This window comes from Streptomyces sp. P6-2-1, assembly GCF_050613165.1.
In the GTDB taxonomy this organism is placed as follows: Bacteria; Actinomycetota; Actinomycetes; order Streptomycetales; family Streptomycetaceae; genus Streptomyces.
Genome location: NZ_CP192513.1, coordinates 4,588,293 through 4,607,186, shown reverse-complemented (window position 1 = coordinate 4,607,186; position 18,894 = coordinate 4,588,293). Strand labels below are relative to the sequence as shown.

The 18,894-nt window shown below is 74.2% G+C and carries 12 protein-coding genes and 1 tRNA gene; 4 read left to right on the top strand and 9 right to left on the bottom strand.

All coding sequences use genetic code 11. The features are described from left to right. Positions 1–703: 703 nt before the first annotated feature. On the top strand, positions 704–1,525 hold the full coding sequence (locus ACQYWQ_RS19735; protein ID WP_431036254.1) for an SAM-dependent methyltransferase: 822 nt from the start codon (positions 704–706) through the stop codon (positions 1,523–1,525). Between the two features lie 218 nt (positions 1,526–1,743). On the opposite strand, the gene ACQYWQ_RS19730 is transcribed toward ACQYWQ_RS19735, so the two are convergent. Further along, positions 1,744–3,213, bottom strand: a complete 1,470-nt coding sequence (locus tag ACQYWQ_RS19730) for an MFS transporter (protein ID WP_431036253.1) — start codon at positions 3,211–3,213, stop codon at positions 1,744–1,746. A 252-nt stretch (positions 3,214–3,465) separates the two neighbouring features. On the opposite strand from ACQYWQ_RS19730, the gene ACQYWQ_RS19725 reads away from it, so the two are divergent. Together ACQYWQ_RS19725 and ACQYWQ_RS19720 are read left to right on the top strand one after the other, a co-directional pair. Next, positions 3,466–3,537: transfer RNA gene (locus ACQYWQ_RS19725), tRNA-Cys, on the top strand. A gap of 339 nt (positions 3,538–3,876) precedes the next feature. Continuing rightward, positions 3,877–6,480 carry an InlB B-repeat-containing protein gene (locus tag ACQYWQ_RS19720; protein ID WP_431036252.1) on the top strand — a complete coding sequence of 868 codons (2,604 nt, stop codon included), beginning with the start codon at positions 3,877–3,879 and terminating at the stop codon, positions 6,478–6,480. 139 nt (positions 6,481–6,619) lie between these two features. Here the strand turns inward: ACQYWQ_RS19720 and ACQYWQ_RS19715 are convergent, their stop codons facing one another. From ACQYWQ_RS19715 to ACQYWQ_RS19690, 6 genes are all read right to left on the bottom strand, one after another. Continuing rightward, positions 6,620–8,911: a xanthine dehydrogenase family protein molybdopterin-binding subunit gene (locus ACQYWQ_RS19715; RefSeq protein ID WP_431036251.1), complete on the bottom strand. Its 2,292-nt coding sequence runs from the start codon at positions 8,909–8,911 to the stop codon at positions 6,620–6,622. Beyond that, entirely contained in the window at positions 8,908–10,620 is a 1,713-nt protein-coding gene (locus ACQYWQ_RS19710) for a 2Fe-2S iron-sulfur cluster-binding protein (protein WP_431036250.1), read from the bottom strand. The genes ACQYWQ_RS19715 and ACQYWQ_RS19710 overlap by 4 nt, the downstream gene beginning before the upstream one ends. Continuing rightward, positions 10,617–11,504 (bottom strand): FAD binding domain-containing protein, encoded by an 888-nt coding sequence (locus tag ACQYWQ_RS19705; protein WP_431036248.1) that lies wholly within the window; start codon positions 11,502–11,504, stop codon positions 10,617–10,619. The genes ACQYWQ_RS19710 and ACQYWQ_RS19705 overlap by 4 nt, the downstream gene beginning before the upstream one ends. Before the next feature lie 299 nt (positions 11,505–11,803). Beyond that, the gene (locus ACQYWQ_RS19700; protein WP_431036246.1) at positions 11,804–13,537 is read right to left on the bottom strand and encodes a beta-N-acetylhexosaminidase; all 1,734 of its coding nucleotides are present in this window, start codon (positions 13,535–13,537) and stop codon (positions 11,804–11,806) included. 183 nt (positions 13,538–13,720) lie between these two features. Continuing rightward, positions 13,721–14,017 (bottom strand): DUF3039 domain-containing protein, encoded by a 297-nt coding sequence (locus ACQYWQ_RS19695; RefSeq protein ID WP_031000749.1) that lies wholly within the window; start codon positions 14,015–14,017, stop codon positions 13,721–13,723. Between the two features lie 61 nt (positions 14,018–14,078). Next, on the bottom strand, positions 14,079–14,660 hold the full coding sequence (locus ACQYWQ_RS19690) for a YqgE/AlgH family protein (RefSeq protein WP_431036244.1): 582 nt from the start codon (positions 14,658–14,660) through the stop codon (positions 14,079–14,081). A gap of 242 nt (positions 14,661–14,902) precedes the next feature. On the opposite strand from ACQYWQ_RS19690, the gene murA reads away from it, so the two are divergent. Further along, positions 14,903–16,243, top strand: coding sequence for a UDP-N-acetylglucosamine 1-carboxyvinyltransferase (gene murA / locus ACQYWQ_RS19685; RefSeq protein ID WP_431036243.1), 1,341 nt, complete (start codon positions 14,903–14,905; stop codon positions 16,241–16,243). 190 nt (positions 16,244–16,433) lie between these two features. Here the strand turns inward: murA and ACQYWQ_RS19680 are convergent, their stop codons facing one another. Together ACQYWQ_RS19680 and ACQYWQ_RS19675 are read right to left on the bottom strand one after the other, a co-directional pair. Further along, positions 16,434–16,715, bottom strand: coding sequence for an HU family DNA-binding protein (locus tag ACQYWQ_RS19680; protein ID WP_008745984.1), 282 nt, complete (start codon positions 16,713–16,715; stop codon positions 16,434–16,436). Positions 16,716–17,150: 435 nt separating this feature from the next. Beyond that, the gene (locus ACQYWQ_RS19675; RefSeq protein WP_431036241.1) at positions 17,151–18,605 is read right to left on the bottom strand and encodes an NAD-dependent malic enzyme; all 1,455 of its coding nucleotides are present in this window, start codon (positions 18,603–18,605) and stop codon (positions 17,151–17,153) included. Between the last annotated feature and the right edge of the window lie 289 nt (positions 18,606–18,894).

The following is an 18,894-nucleotide window of genomic DNA, read 5'->3' as shown; positions in this document are numbered from 1 at the left end:
AACGCCGAGGACCGCCACCCGCACCGCACGGTTCCTGGTGCAGCACGCGTACCCGTTGTTCCTCGACGACCGGCGACGCGCGGTGTCAGGACCGCGCCCGGCCGAGCGACCGGCCACGGATACGCGGCATGCGAAGGCGCCGCAGGCGCAGCGACGCGCCGCACGAGGTGCCGGTGCCGCCCGTCCCCGGCTCCATGATCACCGCCGTCGACGTGCTTCCCTTCGGGGCGTGGGCCTTCCGGCCGGGAAGTTCGGCCTCCCGCCCCAGGGGTGAGTGCCCTGTGGGCGCGGAAGGGCGCCGCCGCGCCCGTCGTCGCCGACGACCGCAAGTCCGTGATCCTCTACGGGCTCGTCCTCGCCGTCCGCACGCTCCTCGTCACGGGTGCCGCCTCGGCCACCGGCGCGGGGGCGGCGACCGCCTCGACGGTCCTGCCGCGCACGCCGAAGGGGTCCACGCGGGAATCGGCCCCACGCGCCGACGACCGCGCCGACGACCGCCCCACCCGCACCCGCCCGGCACGCCGTCGCGGCCCGCCCGCCGGACGGCGAAGGGCGCCTACCAGAGGCGATCCCATCACGACAGGGGCAGGGAACCGGCCCATGAAAAAGGAGAATTGCTCCCTCCCCGCGTGTACTCCTTCGATAGATTCCCTGCGTTGGCCAACGATTGACATCACGTTCCGTCGTCCCACGAGGAGTTGCCATGCCCGACACCGGTGAATCCGCCGTCCCGCCCTACGTCGACACCACCCGGCCCCACCCCGCCCGCGTCTACGACTACTGGCTGGGCGGAAAGGACAACTACCCGGTCGACGAGGAACTGGGGGCGCGCATCCTTGCCCTGGAGCCCGGTGTGCGGGATCTGGCGCGTGCGAACCGCGCTTTCATGCGGCGTGTGACGGGGTGGGCCGCGGGCGAGGGGATTCGGCAGTTCCTCGACATCGGGACCGGTATCCCCACCGAGCCCAACCTCCACCAGGTCTCCCAGGCGATCGCGCCGGAGTCGCGTGTCGTCTACTGCGACAACGACCCCATCGTCCTCGCCCACGCCGAAGCCCTCATGACCGGCACCCCGCAGGGCGCCACGGCCTATATCCAGGCCGACTTCCGCGATCCAGCGAAGATCCTCGAACAGGCCGCGGAGACCCTCGACCTCAGCGAGCCCGTTCAGCTCTCACTCATCGCGCTGCTGCACTTCGTCAGCGACGAGCAGGGGGCACGCGAGGTGACCGCGCGGCTCGCCGATGAGCTGGCCCCGGGCAGCACCCTCGTGATCACGCACGCCAGTTACCCCCCTGGCGCCGAGTGGAAGGAGGACACCGGCAAGCTGTACGAGGGCTCGCGCGTGATGCCCGCCCTGCGGAGCGAGGAGGAGATCAGGACGCTGTTCAGGGACTTCACCCTGGTCGAACCCGGGCTCGTGCACGCGAGTGCGTGGCGCCCCGAGCTGGACGGGTCCGCATCGGAGGGGGCGGGCCTCGCGGCCTCCCTGCCCTTCTACGCGGGCGTCGGCCGCAAGGGCTGAGCCTCCCGGGGGCGCCCGACCCCGGCAGCGAGGGCCGAGCCTCCCTGCGCGGGCGCCCCCGGCGGCACGCGCCCCGGCCTCCCCGACCCCCGAGCCGCACGGGCCCCTGGGCTCCCCAACCTCCCGGGCCCCCGACCTCCACGCCCCCGGCCAGGGAGAGCCCCGCTCCCGCCTTCACCCCGAGCAGCCGCCGCCCCCGCACCGCCCGCCGGTTCCCCTCACTCCCGCGTCCGCCGCGCCACCCCCACCCCCGCCGCCGCCACCAGCGCCAGTGGCAGGAACACCGCGGCGAAGGCCGCCGGGTGGCCCGGGTCCGTGCCGCCGGCCGTCAGGTCGTGGGCCGCGCCCACCGCGCCGCCACCCGCCGCCGCGAACGCCGCGCCGCCCAGTGCGAGCAGCAGCACGTTCGAGAGGCCGTCCGACATCTGGAGTGCCGCCGAGTTCGTGCCCGCCTCCTCCGGTGCCGAGAGTTCGAGCAGCAGCGTGCTCGTGCCCGAGGTGACGATGCCCATGCCGAAGCAGCCGAAGCCCCACGCCACCGCGACGATCCACACCGGCGTCCAGGAGAGCAGCACGCCGGGGGCCGTGGCGATCGCCCCGGCGACGAGCACCATGCCGAAGGTCATGAACGTCCTGCGATACGCGGACCAGGCGGGCCGCGCCTGCACCCAGCTCCCGAAGGCCCACGTGCTGCCGCCGAGCGCGAGCGAGAGGCCCGCGAGCGTCGGGCTCAGGCCCCGCTGCGTCACGAGCATGAGCGGTACGAAGGACTCGGCGGCGATGAACGCACCGGCAGCGACCCCGCGCAGCAGCACGACGGCGGGGAGCCCGCGCGCCGCGCGCCACGTCCCGCGCGGCAGCAGCACCCGTACCGCGAGAGCGAGCAGTACCGCGCCCACCAGCGCGGGCGGCAGCGACCACCGGTTCAGGTCGCCCGCCGCGTACTGGAGCAGCCCGGCGGCGAGCGAGAGCGCGAAGGCCCAGGCGAGGCGGCCCCGGGGCGCGGGGGCGGCGTCGGACAGGGGCCCGGCGGCGCGGCGGCGGATCTGCGGCAGGGCGATCAGGAGCGGGAGCAGGATGAGGAGCGGGATACCGAGGAAGACCCAACGCCAGCCGAGGTGTTCGGTGACGGTCCCCGCGATGAGCGGCCCGACGACCGAGGGCACGACCCAGCACGCCGAGAAGGCGGCGAGGATCGCGGGCTGGAGCCTGCGCGGGTACGCGCGGCTGACGACGACGTACAGCGCGACGATGACGAGCCCGCCGCCGAGCCCCTGTACCGCCCGCCCCAGCACGAAGACCCACATGCTCCCCGCCGTGCCGCACAGGAGCAGCCCGGCGGCGAAGCCGCCGATGCCGAGCGTGATCGGCGCGAGGGGGCCCGCGCGGTCGGCCCACTGGCCCGCGAGGACCATCGCGAACAGGCTCGTCGTGAAGTACGCGGAGAAGGCGAAGGCGTAGAGCGGGACGCCGTGCAGCTCGCGCGCCGCGACCGGCATCGCCGTGCCGACGGCCGTCGCCTCGAAGGCGATGAGCAGGACGACGGAGACGATGCCGAGGCTGAGGGCGAGGTACGGGCGGGAGAGAACACCGCCCGCCGCGGCGGGCACGGGTGCCGGTTCGACGAGTACCGGTATCGGGACGGGGCCCGCGGCTTCGGCGCCGTCGGGCTGCTGGCTCGTACTCACCGGCCCAGGGTAAGGGGCGAACGCGGTATACGCCCCTGTCGGGAGCCGGGCAAGGGCTCGTCCTTTGGGCGTACGACTCCGGGGGGACGAGCACGGGGCGGGGATACCCCCGTGTGGCCCCCCGTGAACGCCGTATGTCGGCTCCGTGGCAGGGGCGGCGACCCCCTTGCCCGCGCCGCGCGCCCGCTCGTACGGTCGGGGTACCGCACAGCACACGGCGGGTCATGGACAGCGGTCCGTACGTGTGCGCGTGGCCGTGTGCCCGAGTGGCTCAGGGGCCGGCCTGCAAAGCCGGTTACGTCGGTTCGAATCCGATCACGGCCTCGGCCGAGCGCAGGGCCGGGCGTCCCAGGAGAAGGGGACGCCCGGCCCTTTCGCGTCCGCGCCGCCGCACCCCGCGCCGCGCGCCCCCGCACCCCGCACCCCGCACCCCGCACCGCCCAGGCGCACCACCGCGCCCCGCGCCCCCGTGCCCCACACCACCGCGCCCCGCGCCCCGCGCCCCCGCACCCCGCGCCCCGCGCCCCGCCGTTCGGGCGGTAGCGCCCCGTCGCCCGGGGAACACGCACCCGCACTCCGCATCGCACTCCCCACCTCACGGTATGGAGGTACGCAAATAAGACAAACGGGACCGGCTCCTCGGTCCCCCGCCGAGGAGGATTCATGCCGCCGTCGCTCGCCCGCCGCCACCGATCCGGACCACCCGGCCCCCGCCGCGCCACCGCGCTCCTCACCGCGGCTCTCGCCCTGGCTCTCGCCGCGAGCGGCCAGGCCCGCGCGGCCGAGCCCCCCGTGGACCCGCACGCGAACGGCACCCCGATCGTCCTCGGGCAGCCGGCGAACCCGCCCACCACGTACGACTTCACGCGGAGCCCCCTCTACGGCGGCGGCAACAACATCACGCCCCCGCTCACCTCGACGCACCTCACCGTCGGCCCGACCGCGCGCACGGGCTCCTTCAGCATCTACGGCGGCAACGAGCAGGGGCCGCTCAACGGCGACGCCCGCCTCACCTACCGGGGCAAGCGACCCGACCCGACGAGCACGGCCGCCCCCTCCTTCCAGGCGTACCACCTCTACGGCGGCAACCAGAACGGACCGCTCACGGGGAACACCTACGTCGCCATCGACGACGGCCAGGTGCGGGGCTGGGCGACCGGCGGCGGAGCCTCCCCGACGGTGGGGAACACCCACGTCACGATGAAGGCCGGTCTCATCGGCCCCACCATCGGCACGGGCGAGACCGTGGGCCAGGCGGAGCTGTACGGCGGCGGCACCGGCAGCAACGGCACCGTCCAGGGCGATACGTACGTGACCGTCGAGGGGAACATCTTCGACGAGACGACGTACGAGCCGGGCGACGAGGTCACGCTCGTCCGTCAGCACGTGCTCGGCGGTGGTCAGTCGGGCGCCGTCGTCACCGGTGACACGCACGTGGACATCAAGGGCGGCACCGTCGAGGGCATGGTGCAGGGAGGCGCGGGCGGCGGCGGCCTCCCGAACAACGTCATCGGCGACACGCACGTGCACGTCAGCGGCGGCAAGCTGACCTGGCGCACGAACTCCACCGCGGGCGGCAGCGTCTTCGGCGGCGGTTACGCGGCCAACCAGAACGTCACCGGCAACACCCACGTCCTCATCAGCGACAAGGCCGACATCCGCGGCAGCGTCTACGGGGGCGGCAACGCAGGCTCGCTCGGCATCCAGCCGAACCGGACGACCGGCGACGCGAACACCGTCGTCACGAACGGCCACATCGGCACCAACATCTACGCGGGCGGCCGGGGCACCTCGTACGTCCAGGGGGCGTCGACCGTCCGGCTCAAGGACATCGGCCCCGACACCTTCTTCGGCAAGGACTTCTCGCGGCAGGTCCTGCGCGGCGCGATCCTGCCCGCCACCGGCACCGCGCACACCGTCTTCGACCACTGGACGGCGCCGACGTACCTCGGCAGGATCGGGGCCGCCAACACCGGCCAGATGGACACGATCCGGTTCGAGAACGGCAGCCGCCTCGCCCTGGACCCGGCCCAGTACTTCGGCCGCGCCTGGTACGTCGACGCGGGCAACCGCATCGACATCCAGGGCCCCGCCACGATGTCCACGGTGAGCTTCGTGGACGCGGGCACGGTACGGCTCGACTCGCCCGAGTCCCCCGACCAGCTGCACGCCACGGTCGGCCAGCAGTGGTACTCGGACGGCGGCACGCTCACGATGAGCGCGAACACCGACACCGACAAGAACTTCCTGACGGTCAACGGCGCCGCGCTCATCAAGCCCGCGACGGTGCCGGACCACAAGGCGGCGAAGCGGGCGAAGGGCGCCGAGGCGGCTCCCCGGGCGGGCGGTACGGGCGCGAGCCCGGCCCCCGGCGTGAAGCCCACCGCCCCCACCGGGCCCAGCGCCACCCCCAGCATCGCCGCGCCCGGCGCGACACCCGGCCCCACCGGGCCCAGCCCCACCCCCGCCAGCGCCGCGCCCACCACCCCCGCCAGCGCCGTCCCCTCCGCCTCGCACACGGCGGGCCGCGCCCTCCCCGCCGCGCTCCGCGCCGCCGCAGCGCCCCGCGCCGCAGCGCCCCGCGCCGCGGGGTCCCCCGTGACGATCGACCTCGATCTCAACCAGAACTGGAACGGCGACCGGATCAACCTCGTCCGTTCCGCGGCCCCGAGCGACGCGAACGCCTTCCGCATGGACCCGATCAGGATCGTGAACGAGCAGTTCCGCGGCCAGGCGGTGCTCAAGAACGAGCTGAACCCGGACAACCAGGGCCGCACCTGGTACATCGAGGGCGAGAAGGAGACCCCGTACCGCGTCACGGTCCACCACGGCACGCTCCCCGGCGGCCTCACGACGGACCTCTTCTTCGCCGACGACCGCGTCACGGTGACGGCCGACGCGCCGGCCGACGGCATGCGCTTCAAGGGCTGGGAGATCAACGAGGGCGGCCCGCTGACGGGCTTCGACCCGACGGAGGCCGATACCTCGTTCACGATGCCGGCGCGTGACGTCGTCCTGACGGCGCTCTACGAACCGGTCCCCAGCCCCACCCCGACACCCACACCCACCCCGACGCCCACGCCGACCCCGCACCCGACCCCCACGGACACCGCGAGCCCCCACCCCGCCCCGAGCCACTCCCCCGGCACGGGCGGCATGGCGAGCACGGGTTCCACCTGGATTCCCGCCCTCGCCATCGCGGGCGCCTCGGTCCTCGCGGGCCTCGTCCTCTTCCAGATCCGCCGCAAGAACCTGCGCCGCGGCTGAGCGCGGCCGCTCGGCAGGGCGTCCGGCACGCCTGACCACACGTGAGGGGCCCGGTCCACCCAGGACCGGGCCCCTCACGCGTACCGACGAAGCGCGCCCCGTATCCGTACGCGCGCCACCGGCCCCCGCGACCGCGTGACTACGGGTTCGCCACCGCCTGCTGCGGCCTGATCGGGAGCCTGTTCACGAGGCGGCCCGTCGCCGCGCGGACCGCCGAGGCGATGGCGGCCGGGGTCGTCACGACAGGGACCGCGCTCGCGGCCTTCGCGCCGAACGGGGCGATGACGTCGCGTTCCTCGACGAGACGGACGATGCGGATGTCCGGCGTGTCGAGGGCCGTCGGGAGCGGGTAGCCCGTCAGGTCGGGGTGGCGGACGAGACCGCGCGGGGTGCGCAGGTTCTCGGTGAGCGCGGCGCCGACGCCCTGCGCGACACCGGCCTCGATACGGGCGGCGAGTTGCGCCGGGTTGAGGACCCTGCCCACGTCCTGCGCGACCGCCAGCTCGACGACCCTGATCGCGCCCAGCTCGATGTCCACGTCGACGACGGCCCGCACCGCGCAGAAGGCGAGCCCCACGAAGGCGTCGCCCTGGCCGTCCGCGTCGAGCGGCTCGGTCGGGTGGGGCCGGCACTGCGCCGTCGCCCACAGCTCCTTGCCCTCCAGGGTCTCGGCGACCGTCGTGGAAAGCACCCCGTCGTAGCTCGTGATCTTGCCGTCGGCGATCTGGAGGAGTTCGGCGGACATGCCGAAGGTGTGCGCGAGCGGCTGGAGCAGCTGCGTACGGACCATCTTGGCCGCGCGCTCGACGGCCCCGCCCGAGACCCACGTGTGGCGCCCGTGGCACGCGGGCCCCGCGGGCGGCTGGTCGGTGTCGACGGCGGCGACGCGCACGTCCTCGATGCCGAGCACGTCCTGCACGATCTGCCGCGCGAGCGTCGAGAAGCCCTGCCCGGTCTCGACGGCGGCGCAGATGACGGTGGCGACGCCGTCGTGGACCTTGACCGTCGCCGTCGCGACCTCGTCCGCGCCCTCCGCGCCGAGCATGTGCACCATGCCGACCCCGTAGCCGACCCCGCGCCGCACGGCCGCGGGATCGCCCGCGCCCTCGGGCCCGCCCGGCAGCAGCCACTCGTCCTCGGGGGTGTCCTTCGGCAGCGGCGGCAGCTCCTCGTCCCGTACGGCTTCGAGGAGTTCGGCGACGGGCGCGGGGCACGTCACGGACTGCCCCGTCGGCAGCACGTCGCCGGTCGCGAGGACGTTGCGCAGCCGCAGCTCCGCCGGGTCCACGCCGAGTTTCTTGGCGAGCTTGTCCATCTGCGCCTCGTACGCGGCACACACCTGCATCGCGCCCTCGCCGCGCACGTGCCCGGACGGCGGGTTGTTCGTGCGCACCACCCAGCCCTCGACGAAGGCGTTCGGGACGACGTACGGGCCGCAGGCGAAGGAGACGGCCGCGGCGAGCGCGTCGCCCGAACTGCCCGCGTACGCACCGGCGTCCATGAGGATCTGCGCCTCGACCTTCACCAGGCGGCCCTCGGCGTCGGCGTGGTGGCGGTAGCGGAGCAGGGTCGGGTGGCGGTGGGCGTGGCCGAGGAAGGAGTCCTCGCGGGAGGCGGTGAGCTTGACGGGGCACTGGGTGCGCATCGCGAGCAGCCCGAGGGGCAGCGTGAAGCTCTGGTCCTCGCGGTCGGCCGTCGCGCCGGGCACGCCCGTCACGACGACCTTGACCTGGTCGGGGCTGAGCCCGTAGCAGGCGGCGGCGAGGTCGCGGTCGCCGTGCGGGTCGGTCGAAGCGGTGTACAGCTCGACGCCGCCGTCGGGGCGCGGCACGGCGAGCCCGGCCTCCGCCCCTATCGGCGCGGGGTCCTGCCGCCCGATGCGGTAGAGCCCGTCCACGACGATCTCGCCGACCGCGTCGGGGTCGCCCGAGCGCAGCGGGATGTGCCGCACGAGGTTCCCGTCCGGGTGGAGCGGGGCGGCCTCGAAGGACTCCTCGGGATCGGTGACCGGGTCGAGGGTCTCGTACGTGACCTGGACGGCGGCCGCGGCCATGCGGGCCGTGTCCGGGTGGTCGGCGGCGACGGCCGCGAGGGCCTCGCCGTGGTGGCGCACGACCTCGGAGGCGAAGACGGGCCGCTCGCCGCCGAAGGAGTGCGGGGGCAGGTCCTCGTACGTGAGCACCGCGCGCACACCGGGCATCCGCAGGGCCTCGCTCGTGTCGATCGAGACGATGCGCGCGTGCGCGTGCGGGGAGCGCAGGACGGCGGCCCACAGCAGGCCCTCTGCCCACAGGTCGGCGGCGTAGGGGAAGGTGCCCTCGGTCTTGGTGCGCAGCTCGGCGGGGGGCAGCGAGGTCCCGAGGCCGAACGGGGCACGCCGCTCGGCCTGTTCGCCCTCGCTCTCCAGGGCCTCCAGGGTCGACTCGCTCATGCCTGGCCTCCGTCCTGGGGCGCGAAGCGCTCGCCGCCGCCGTAGGTCCGCTGCCCGGTGTCCTCGTACGGTCCCTCGGCGGCGTACGGTCCCTCGGCGGCGTACGTGTCCTCGGCCGCGTACGTGTCCTCGGGCGGTACGGGGATGCCCGCGCCGTACGTGTCGCCGACGTCCCCCGAGTCCGTGCCGTACGGCGGGGCAGGCGCGGGTTCCTGGTCGACGGGGCCCGGCTGGTGCGGGACGCGGGCGTGGGCCTGTCCGGCGGCGGCCTCCGCCGCCTCCTCCTTCGCCGCGGCCCGCTCCTCGCTCGCCTCGCGCCTGCTCGCCGCCACGTCCTTCACGGCGTCGAGCACGCCCCGGTACCCGGAGCAGCGGCACAGGTTCCCGCAGAGCGCCTGCCGCGTCTCCAGCGCGGTCGGCGCGGGGTTGCCCTCCAGGAGGTCGTGCACGGTCATCGCCATGCCGGGGACGCAGAAGCCGCACTGCACGGCGCCGTGCGCGGCGAGCGCGCGCTGCACGTCGGACGCCTCGCCGTCGCGCGCGAGCCCTTCGACGGTACGGACCTCGCTCCCCGCCGCCGTCGCCGCGGGGACGAGGCACGAGGCCACGAGCCGCCCGTCGACCTGGACGTTGCACGCCCCGCACTCGCCCTGCGCGCACCCGTCCTTGGCGCCGGCCAGCCCGAGGCGTTCGCGCAGCACGTAGAGCAGGGACTCCCCGATCCAGGCGGCGTCCACGGGCCGGTCCACGCCGTTGACGGAGAGCGTGTAGGAGGCGAGGGGGTGCTCATCGGGGAGGAGGAACCCGGCTGCTTCCGGGGCGGGTTCGGGCTCGGGCTCGTCCTGGACCTGGGGGGCGGGCTCGGGCGCGGGTTCCCGCGCGGGCCCGGGCTCGCGGGTCTCCTCGGCGGCAGGCTCCGGTACGGGCTCCTGAGCGGCGTCCGGCCCGGGAACGGCCTCCGGCTCCGGCTCGGTTCCCGGCTCCGGTACGGGCTTCTCCCCGCCCGGTCCGTGCCCCGGCGCCGCCTCCCGCCGGGGCTCCGGCACGCCCGCCGTCCCGGCCGCGGGGTCCGCCGCGGCCCCGGGCGCGTCACCGCCGGGCGCCGCTTCGTCCCGTACCGCCGTCCCGTCCCGTACGGCCTCCGTTTCCGCCGTCTCCTGGGCCGCCACCGCCCACGGCGCGATTGCGCCGCCCGGGAGGGTCGCGGGGGCCGTGCCCGACCACTGGGCGGTCAGCGAGGAGCCCTGGAACTCGCCCGACTCCTCGGGGAGGGCGCCCTCGGCGACGGGGATCTGCCATTGCCCCGTCGCGCCCGAGGCGCTGGGCTCGCTCGGCTGCGCGTCGCGCGCCGCCTCGGCGGCGGGCTCGGGCGTGAAGGCGGCGAACTGGACCGTGGTCTCCATCGGGCTGGGCCCGTACGCCGGTTCGCCCGGGGCCTCGGGGCCCGGCTCCGCCTGCTGCTGCGGGAAGTGCCACTGCCCGGTCGCGCCCGGGTCGGTACCCGCCGCGGGGATGCGCGGCGGCACGTAGCCGTGGCCCGGCGCCGCGAGCGGGGCGGCGTCGAGCAGTCCTTCGGGGAGGCTCACGAAGGCGGTCGCGTCGGCGTCGTAGTCCGTGTGCGGGACGGGCTCCCAGCCCCCGTAGGGCCCCGGGCCCTCGCCGTAGGGGTCCTGCGGCGACGGTGTGGGCCTGTCCTGTTCCTCGCTCATGCGAGCGCCCTCCCCAGTGCGCGACGGGCCAGCGCTGCGACGGTGCGGCGCAGGTGCTGAACGGCGGGCGTGAGCGGGGGCACGGCGCCGTCCTCGCCCGCCGGTTGATCGGGTACGCAGGCGGCCGCGACGTACTCGCCGAAGGCGGCGAGTGCCTCGGGCGCGAGGCTGCGGTCACCGTCCCAGTCCACGAGCGCGGAGACCCACGCCTCGGCTTCGAGCGGGCGCAGCGGCATGGGCGCGATCGCGCCGACCGCGCAGCGCACCGCGCGCCTGGCCGGGTCGAGCACGAGGGCGAGCGAGGCGACCGCGCGCCCGGGGCCCGTACGTCCCGTCGCCTTGAGGAAGACCTGCGGGGCGTGCAGGAGCGGTACCCGTACGTGCGAGATGAGTTCGCCGCCGCGCAGCGGGTCCATCCCCGTCAGGAGGTGCGAGACGGGGACCTCGCGGCGCGCGCCGCCCGCGCCCGCGAGGAGCACGGTGGCTTCGAGCGCGGCGAGGACGGGGAGCGCGTCACCCGTCGAGGCGGCGGTGGCGATGTTGCCGCCGAGGGTGCCCGCGTTGCGGATGTGCGGGGGCCCGGCGGCGCGCGCGGCGGCGGCGAGCGCGGGGATGAGGGCGGCGAAGTCGGGGCGTCCCATGCGCGCGTGCGTGAGGCCCGCGCCGAGCAGGGCATGGCCGTCGAGGTACTGCCAGCCGCGGATCTCGGCGACGCGCCCGAGGCCCACGAGGGCGGTGGGGCGCAGGAGTCCGGCGTTGACGGCGGCCATGAGGTCGGTGCCGCCCGCGACGGGCACGGCGGTGGGGGTCGCGGCGAGCGCGGCCACGGCCTCCTCCAGCGTGGCGGGCAGGGAGACCGCCGCATTCGGTGCCTGTGTGGTCAAAGCGGCTGCCCCTTCCCGTTGCCCCGGACGTGTCCCGCCTGTGGCCTGTGCTGCCGTACGGTACGTCGTCACGGGCCGGACGTGGCAACTCTGGCACATCTTCGCCCGGGTGCTAAGCGGGGGTGGGGGCGGGGTACGGCGGGGCCGGAGCGGGCGGGCGCGGGACCGGTGGCAGGGGGCGCGCCGCCACGGGGCGAACGGGGCCGCCTCGCGCCCCCCCGGCCGCCGCGACCCGCGCCCTCGCTCCCTCCGGCCCGCGCCCCGGCCCCCCCGATCCGCGCCCCCGCCGAGCCGTTGCCTCACACGCGCGGCGGCCTGCCCTCCCGCGGGAAGCCGCCGACGCCGGGCCGCCGCTGCCACGGCCTCGGGCCCGTCTTCGGCCGGTAGGCGACGCCGAGCGCGTCGAGCCGCGCGTAGTGCGCCGCATCCATGCGGGCGGCGAAGCCCGCGTAGTCGCGTGCCCCCGGCGCGGGGAGTTCGCTCCAGACGACCTCGGCGAACGCGGCGAGGCGCGGGAAGGTCTGGTAGTCGCGGCGGTCCTGGCTGTCCATCACCTCGGACCAGGAGTTGGCCTGCGCGCCGAGCACGTGGCGCGCCTCCTCCGCGGTCAGCTCCGGCGGTACGGGCTCGAAGCGGTAGATGTCCTCCAGGGTCCTGACCCACCCGATCGGCACCGGCTCCTCCTCGCCCTCCGCCTGCCGGAAGTCGAGGTAGACCTGCTGCTCGGGGCACATGACGACGTCGTGCCCCGCGCGCGCGGCCGTGATGCCGCCCGCGTAGCCGCGCCAGGAGGTGACGGCGGCGCCGGGCGCGAGGCCGCCCTCCAGGATCTCGTCCCAGCCGATGAGCCGCCGCCCGCGCTCCGTCAGCCACGTGTCGAAGTGCCGGACGAACCAGCTCTGCAAGCCGTCCTCGTCCCCGACGCCGAGTTCCGCGATGCGCGCCTGCGCGGTCGCCGACGCCTTCCACTGGTCCTTGGGGCACTCGTCGCCGCCGATGTGGAAGAAGGCGGACGGGAAGAGGTCGAGCACTTCGGTGAAGACGCCTTCGTAGAAGCGCAGGACCTCTTCGGTGGGAGCGAGCACGTTCGGGTTGACGCCCCAGGTGTCCAGGACGCCGAGGGCGCTCGTGTCGACGACGTCGGTGTTGCCGAGGTACGGGTACGCGGCGATCGCGGCCTGCGAGTGCCCGGGCACGTCGATCTCGGGGACGACGGTGACGTGCCGCTCGGCGGCGTAGGCGACGATCTCACGCAGGTCGTCCTGCGTGTAGTAGCCGCCGTGCGGGGTCTCGTCCCACAGCGCGGACGTGCGGTGGCCGCGCTTGGTGCGGGGGCGCCAGGCGGCGGTCTCCATGAGCTTCGGGTAGCGCTTGATCTCGATACGCCAGCCCTGGTCGTCGGTGAGGTGGAAGTGCAGGACGTTGAGCTTGTGCGCGGCGAGCAGGTCGATCGTGCGCAGCACGCTGTCCTTGGGCAGGAAGTGGCGCGCGACGTCGAGGAGGTGGCCGCGCCAGGCGAAGCGGGGGGCGTCCTCGATCTCGGCGTACGGGATCTCCGCGCCGGGGGCGGGTACGGGCGCGGGCGCGGCGCCCGGCACGGTGGGCACGGCGGCGGCGAGCGGGGCGCGGCGCAGGGCGGCGGGCCCGGCGAGCTGGCGGAGCGTCTGGACGCCGTAGTAGACCCCGGCGGGCCCGCCCCCGGTGATCCGCACCCCTTCGGCGTCGACCGTCAGGACGTACGCCTCGGGCTGCGCGCTCGCGTCGATCCGCAGCCGTACGGCGGGGCCGTCCCCGGATTCGGGGAAGTCGAGGCCGAGCGGGACCCCGAGGTCGCGGCGCAGCGCGCGGGCGGCGGTGGCGGTCCCCGGTCCCGCGTCGAGCCGGGCGGAGGCGCCGATACGGAGGGTGCCCTCGCCGGGGGTGACGCGGCGGGGGGCCGGGAGGAGCGTGGCGAGTACGCCGGAGGCGGCTCCCGGGGCGGTTTCGGGCGCGGGGGCTTCGGGCGCGGGGTCCGGGTGGTCCAGTCCAGTCATGAGGTCTAGTCCACCAGATGGCGGCTGACATGCGAAGACCCGGAGCGGGCCCGGTTTCGGAACGGGGAAGCGCCGCGGGGCCCGAGACGCGCGGAACCCCCGCACCGCCCGGTCGGGACCGGTGGTGCGGGGGTCCGTGCATGAGGAGAGGACCCTGGCCGTGCGGGGCGCGGAGGCAGGGGGCTACTTCTTGCCGCCGCCCTTGCCGTCCTTGCCGTTGTTGTCGCCGCCGGGACCCATCGAGTCGTAGATCTCCTTGCACATGGGGCACACGGGGTACTTCTTCGGGTCGCGCCCGGGCACCCAGACCTTGCCGCAGAGGGCGACGACGGGCGTGCCGTCGAGCGCGCTCGCCATGATCTTGTCCTTCTGGACATAGTGCGCGAAGCGCTCGTGATCGCCGTCCCCGTGCGAGGTCTGCGGGACCGGTTCGACGAGAGTTGAGGTACTGCCACCACGCTCGGGCTCAAGAGTGCTCATAAATTCCTAGGGTACCCACGCGGGATGCCCCGGCGGGAACGCCCGCGGCGCCGCCCCGCGCTCAGTTCAGGCTGGGGTCCTCGGCGTACGTGGCCATCATGGCCAGGGACCCCCGCTGCCTCCGCAGCACCTCGCGCCACAGGCCCTCGGGGCGTTCGGCCGAGATGTCCCCCGCCTCCGCGTCGACCACGTACCAGGCCCCCGCCTCCAGCTCGTCCTCCAGCTGCCCGGGACCCCACCCCGCGTACCCGGCGAAGATCCGCAGCGCGCCGAGCGCCGCCGCGAGGAGTTCGGGCGGGGTCTCCAGGTCGACGAGGCCGATCGCCCCGTACACGCGCCGCCAGCCCAGCGGGCTCGTACGGGCCCCGGGCTCCCCCGGTACGACGGCGACGCCGAGCGCGGAGTCGAGCGAGACGGGCCCGCCCTGGAAGACGACGCCCGGCGCGCCCGCGAGCGCGCCCCAGCCCTCCAGGATGTCGTCCACGCCGACGGGCGTCGGCCGGTTGAGGACCACGCCGAGGGTGCCCTCGGCGTCGTGGTCGAGGACGAGGACCACCGCGCGGTCGAAGTTCGGGTCCGCGAGGGCCGGCGTGGCGACGAGCAGTCGCCCTGTGAGCGAGGACACCCCGGTCATGACAGCCATGATCCCGCATGCGCGCACGGGCCGGAAAGTGGGTCACGCCGGGCTCGCCGCCGCAGCTCAGGGCGCACGGAGGCGTCCCCCGCGCACGACACGCGGACAGTGACGTACCGCATCTGGTTCTCCACCGTTCGTGTTGTGGCGAACTCATGACGTTTTGTGTCCCGTTCAGGCACGCCGGACCCCCGCCCACGGCGATTACGCTTTCCCTCGGCCCTGCCCACCTCCTCCGGAACGCGAGATCGATGACCGTCACCGACGATGTACTGCTTGTCCACGGCGGAACCCCGCTGGAGGGCGAGATCCGGGTCCGAGGCGCGAAGAACCTCGTGCCGAAGGCTATGGTCGCCGCGCTGCTCGGCAGCGAGCCGAGCACTCTGGGCAACGTGCCCGACATCCGTGACGTCCGGGTCGTGCGCGGCCTGCTCCAGCTGCACGGCGTGACCGTGCGCCCCGGCGAGGAGCCGGGCGAGCTGGTGCTCGACCCGACGCACGTCGAGAGCGCGAACGTCGCCGACATCGACGCGCACGCCGGTTCCTCGCGCATCCCGATCCTCTTCTGCGGCCCCCTCCTGCACCGGCTGGGCCACGCCTTCATCCCCGGGCTCGGCGGCTGCGACATCGGCGGCCGGCCCATCGACTTCCACTTCGACGTGCTGCGCCAGTTCGGCGCCCGTATCGAGAAGCGGGCCGACGGCCAGTACCTGGAGGCGCCCACGCGCCTGCGCGGCACCAAGATCCGGCTGCCCTACCCCTCGGTCGGCGCGACCGAGCAGGTGCTGCTCACCGCGGTGCTCGCCGAGGGCGTGACCGAGCTGTCGAACGCGGCGGTGGAGCCCGAGATCGAGGACCTCATCTGCGTCCTCCAGAAGATGGGCGCCATCATCGCGATGGACACCGACAGGACCATCAGGATCACCGGTGTGGACCGCCTCGGCGGCTACCGCCACCGCGCCCTCGCGGACCGTCTGGAGGCCGCTTCCTGGGCCTCGGCCGCGCTCGCGACCGAGGGGAACATCTACGTGCGCGGGGCGCAGCAGCGCTCGATGATGACGTTCCTCAACACGTTCCGGAAGGTCGGCGGCGCCTTCGAGATCGACGACGACGGCATCCGCTTCTGGCACCCGGGCGGAAAACTCCACTCGATCGCGCTGGAGACGGACGTCCACCCGGGTTTCCAGACCGACTGGCAGCAGCCCCTCGTCGTCGCCCTGACGCAGGCCACGGGCCTCTCGATCGTCCACGAGACGGTCTACGAGTCCCGCCTCGGCTTCACGGCCGCGCTCAACCAGATGGGCGCGCAGATCCAGCTCTACCGCGAGTGCCTGGGCGGCTCGGACTGCCGCTTCGGGCAGCGCAACTTCCTCCACTCGGCCGTCGTCTCCGGGCCCACCAGGCTCCAGGGCGCCGACCTCGTCATCCCCGACCTGCGCGGCGGCTTCTCGTACCTGATCGCCGCCCTCGCCGCCCAGGGCACGAGCCACGTCCACGGCATCGACCTGATCAACAGGGGCTACGAGAACTTCATGGACAAGCTCATCGAGCTGGGGGCGAAGGTCGAGCTGCCCAGCAAGGGCCTGGCGTAGCGGATACGTGAAGGGGGGCGGTCACCCGGCTGGGTGACCGCCCCCCTTCACGCCGAACTTTCAAGCCCCTCTGGGATACCTCCCGCCCGAAGGCTGGGGGAGACCGAGGAGCGGGGTGCGGGGCGGAGCCCCGCGAAGGGGCCCGCCCCGGCAAAGAGGGTGCGACGACCGCGAACGGCCACCCGCCCCCTTACTTGCCCTTCGCCGCTTCCTTCAGCTTGGAGCCCGCCGACACCTTCACGGAGTAACCCGCGGCGATCTGGATCGGCTCACCCGTCTGCGGGTTACGCGCCGTACGAGCCGCACGGTGCGTGCGCTCGAAGGTCAGGAAGCCGGGGATGGTGACCTTCTCGTCGCCCTTGGCGACGACGTCACCGACCACCTCGGCGAACGCGGCCAGCACGGCGTCGGCGTCCTTACGGGTCACCTCGGCACGGTCGGCCAGGGCGGCCACCAGCTCACTGCGGTTCATGTTGTGTACTCCCGTGTTCTTCTTGCCGTTGAGGCGTGCCACGCGGCGTTGCCGCATGTTGGGCAACAGCGAAGCCGATGCTGCCAGGGTCCACGAGGTCCCCCGGACCCGGGTCCTGCTCTACGAACCCTCGCGCCCAGAGAGGCATCCTGCCCCCACCTGCGGCGGGAACGCCAATCCGGGTCCCCCGTGGAGCTTCGGGCGCGTCGTGTCTCGTGCCCGACACCCTAGGTGCCGGGTGCGGGGGCGGCGATTCGCGACGCGCCGACCGTACGTCTGCCCGCTCGGCGCGGGCCGATGCCCGGCGTGGCGTGCCTCACGTGCGCCACGCCGGGCGGTACGGGTCCACCGCGCCCCGTACCGCCACGGCGAGAACCCCTGCCGTCCCGTACGGAACCGGTCGCGGAACCGGCCCGTACGCCCCGCGCGCGGGCCTCAGCCCGCCGTGGGCGCGGCGGGGGCGCTCATCGCGCCCTCGGCCGACTCACCGGCCGCGCGGGCGGCGTCGCGCACCGCTCCGGCGACCGCGCCGGCGACCTTGTCGTTGAAGACGCTCGGGATGATGTAGTTCCGGTTCAGCTCGTCGGCGCTCACGACGTCGGCGAGCGCGGCCGCGGCGGCGAGCATCATTTCGGTGTTGACGGTGCGCGACTGGGCGTCGAGCAGGCCGCGGAAGACACCGGGGAAGACCAGCACGTTGTTGATCTGGTTCGGGAAGTCGGAGCGCCCCGTGGCGACGACGGCGGCGGTGCGGCGCGCCTCGCCGGGGTCGACCTCGGGGTCGGGGTTGGCGAGCGCGAAGACGATCGCGTCGTCGGCCATCGCGGCGACGTCGTCGCCGTCGAGGACGTTCGGGGCCGAGACGCCGATGAAGACGTCCGCGCCGCGCACAGCCTCCTTGAGGGTCCCCGTGAGGTTCTCCGGGTTGGTGTTGTCGGCGATCCAGCGCAGCGGCGAGTCGGGGGCCGCGTCGACCAGGTCCGTACGCCCGGAGTGGACGACGCCGTGGATGTCCGCGACGACGGCGCGCTTGGCACCGGCCGCGAGCAGGAGCTTGAGGATCGCCGTGCCCGCTGCGCCCGCGCCCGACATGACGACGCGCACGTCCTCGATCTTCTTGCCGACGACGCGCAGCGCGTTGGTGAGCGCGGCGAGCACGACGATCGCGGTGCCGTGCTGGTCGTCGTGGAAGACGGGGATGTCGAGCGCCTCGCGCAGGCGGGCCTCGATCTCGAAGCAGCGCGGCGCGGAGATGTCCTCCAGGTTGATGCCCGCGAAGCCCGGGGCGATCGCCTTGACGATCTCGACGATCGCGTCGGTGTCCTGCGTGTCGAGGCACAGCGGCCACGCGTCGATGCCCGCGAAGCGCTTGAAGAGGGCCGCCTTGCCCTCCATGACGGGCAGCGCGGCCTTCGGGCCGATGTTGCCGAGGCCGAGCACGGCGGAGCCGTCGGTGACGACGGCGACCGAGTTGCGCTTGATCGTCAGGCGGCGGGCGTCCTCGGGGTTTTCGGCGATCGCCATGCAGACCCGCGCCACGCCGGGCGTGTAGACCATCGAGAGGTCGTCACGGTTGCGGATCGGGTGCTTGGACTGCATCTCGATCTTGCCGCCGAGGTGCATGAGGAACGTACGGTCGGAGACCTTGCCGAGGGTCACGCCCTCGATGCCGCGCAGCTTGCTGACGATCTCGTCGGCGTGCGCCGTGGAGGAGGCGGCGATGGTGACGTCGATACGGAGCTTCTCGTGGCCGGACGCCGTCACGTCGAGCCCGGTCACCGAGCCCCCGGAGGACTCGACGGCCGTCGTGAGCTGGGAGACCGCCGTACCGCTCGCGGGCACCTCAAGACGGACCGTCATCGAGTAGGAGACGCTGGGCGCCGTTGCCATGCCGACTTCCTCTTTCCACCTGGTGTTTCTTTGCGACCGGTCGTGACCCGTGGTGAACGGCGACCCGCCGGACGTGCGCACCGATCGTCGCACCTACTTGCGAGTAGGCGCGAATGGCCTCCCTACAGCCCTGAGGGGCCGGGGTGCGGCGGTTGCGACAGTTTTACCGGTCCGGGAGGTCGAATCCGACCGTATCGCGGAATCTATTTTCCGTTCTACGGTACGAGTGAGGGGGATCACGTGCCCGCGCGCGGCGCCGCCCCGCCGTGGCACCCGCAGGCCCCCGTAC

Bases quoted from the DNA above. Each gene is read 5' to 3' on its own strand.
- ACQYWQ_RS19675 (WP_431036241.1), bottom strand. From the start codon at position 18,605: ATGGCAACGGCGCCCAGCGTCTCCTACTCGATGACGGTCCGTCTTGAG.
- ACQYWQ_RS19710 (WP_431036250.1), bottom strand. From the start codon at position 10,620: ATGAGCGAGGAACAGGACAGGCCCACACCGTCGCCGCAGGACCCCTAC.
- ACQYWQ_RS19690 (WP_431036244.1), bottom strand. From the start codon at position 14,660: ATGGCTGTCATGACCGGGGTGTCCTCGCTCACAGGGCGACTGCTCGTC.
- ACQYWQ_RS19720 (WP_431036252.1), top strand. From the start codon at position 3,877: ATGCCGCCGTCGCTCGCCCGCCGCCACCGATCCGGACCACCCGGCCCC.
- ACQYWQ_RS19680 (WP_008745984.1), bottom strand. From the start codon at position 16,715: ATGAACCGCAGTGAGCTGGTGGCCGCCCTGGCCGACCGTGCCGAGGTG.
- ACQYWQ_RS19695 (WP_031000749.1), bottom strand. From the start codon at position 14,017: ATGAGCACTCTTGAGCCCGAGCGTGGTGGCAGTACCTCAACTCTCGTC.
- murA (WP_431036243.1), top strand. From the start codon at position 14,903: ATGACCGTCACCGACGATGTACTGCTTGTCCACGGCGGAACCCCGCTG.
- ACQYWQ_RS19700 (WP_431036246.1), bottom strand. From the start codon at position 13,537: ATGACTGGACTGGACCACCCGGACCCCGCGCCCGAAGCCCCCGCGCCC.
- ACQYWQ_RS19735 (WP_431036254.1), top strand. From the start codon at position 704: ATGCCCGACACCGGTGAATCCGCCGTCCCGCCCTACGTCGACACCACC.
- ACQYWQ_RS19715 (WP_431036251.1), bottom strand. From the start codon at position 8,911: ATGAGCGAGTCGACCCTGGAGGCCCTGGAGAGCGAGGGCGAACAGGCC.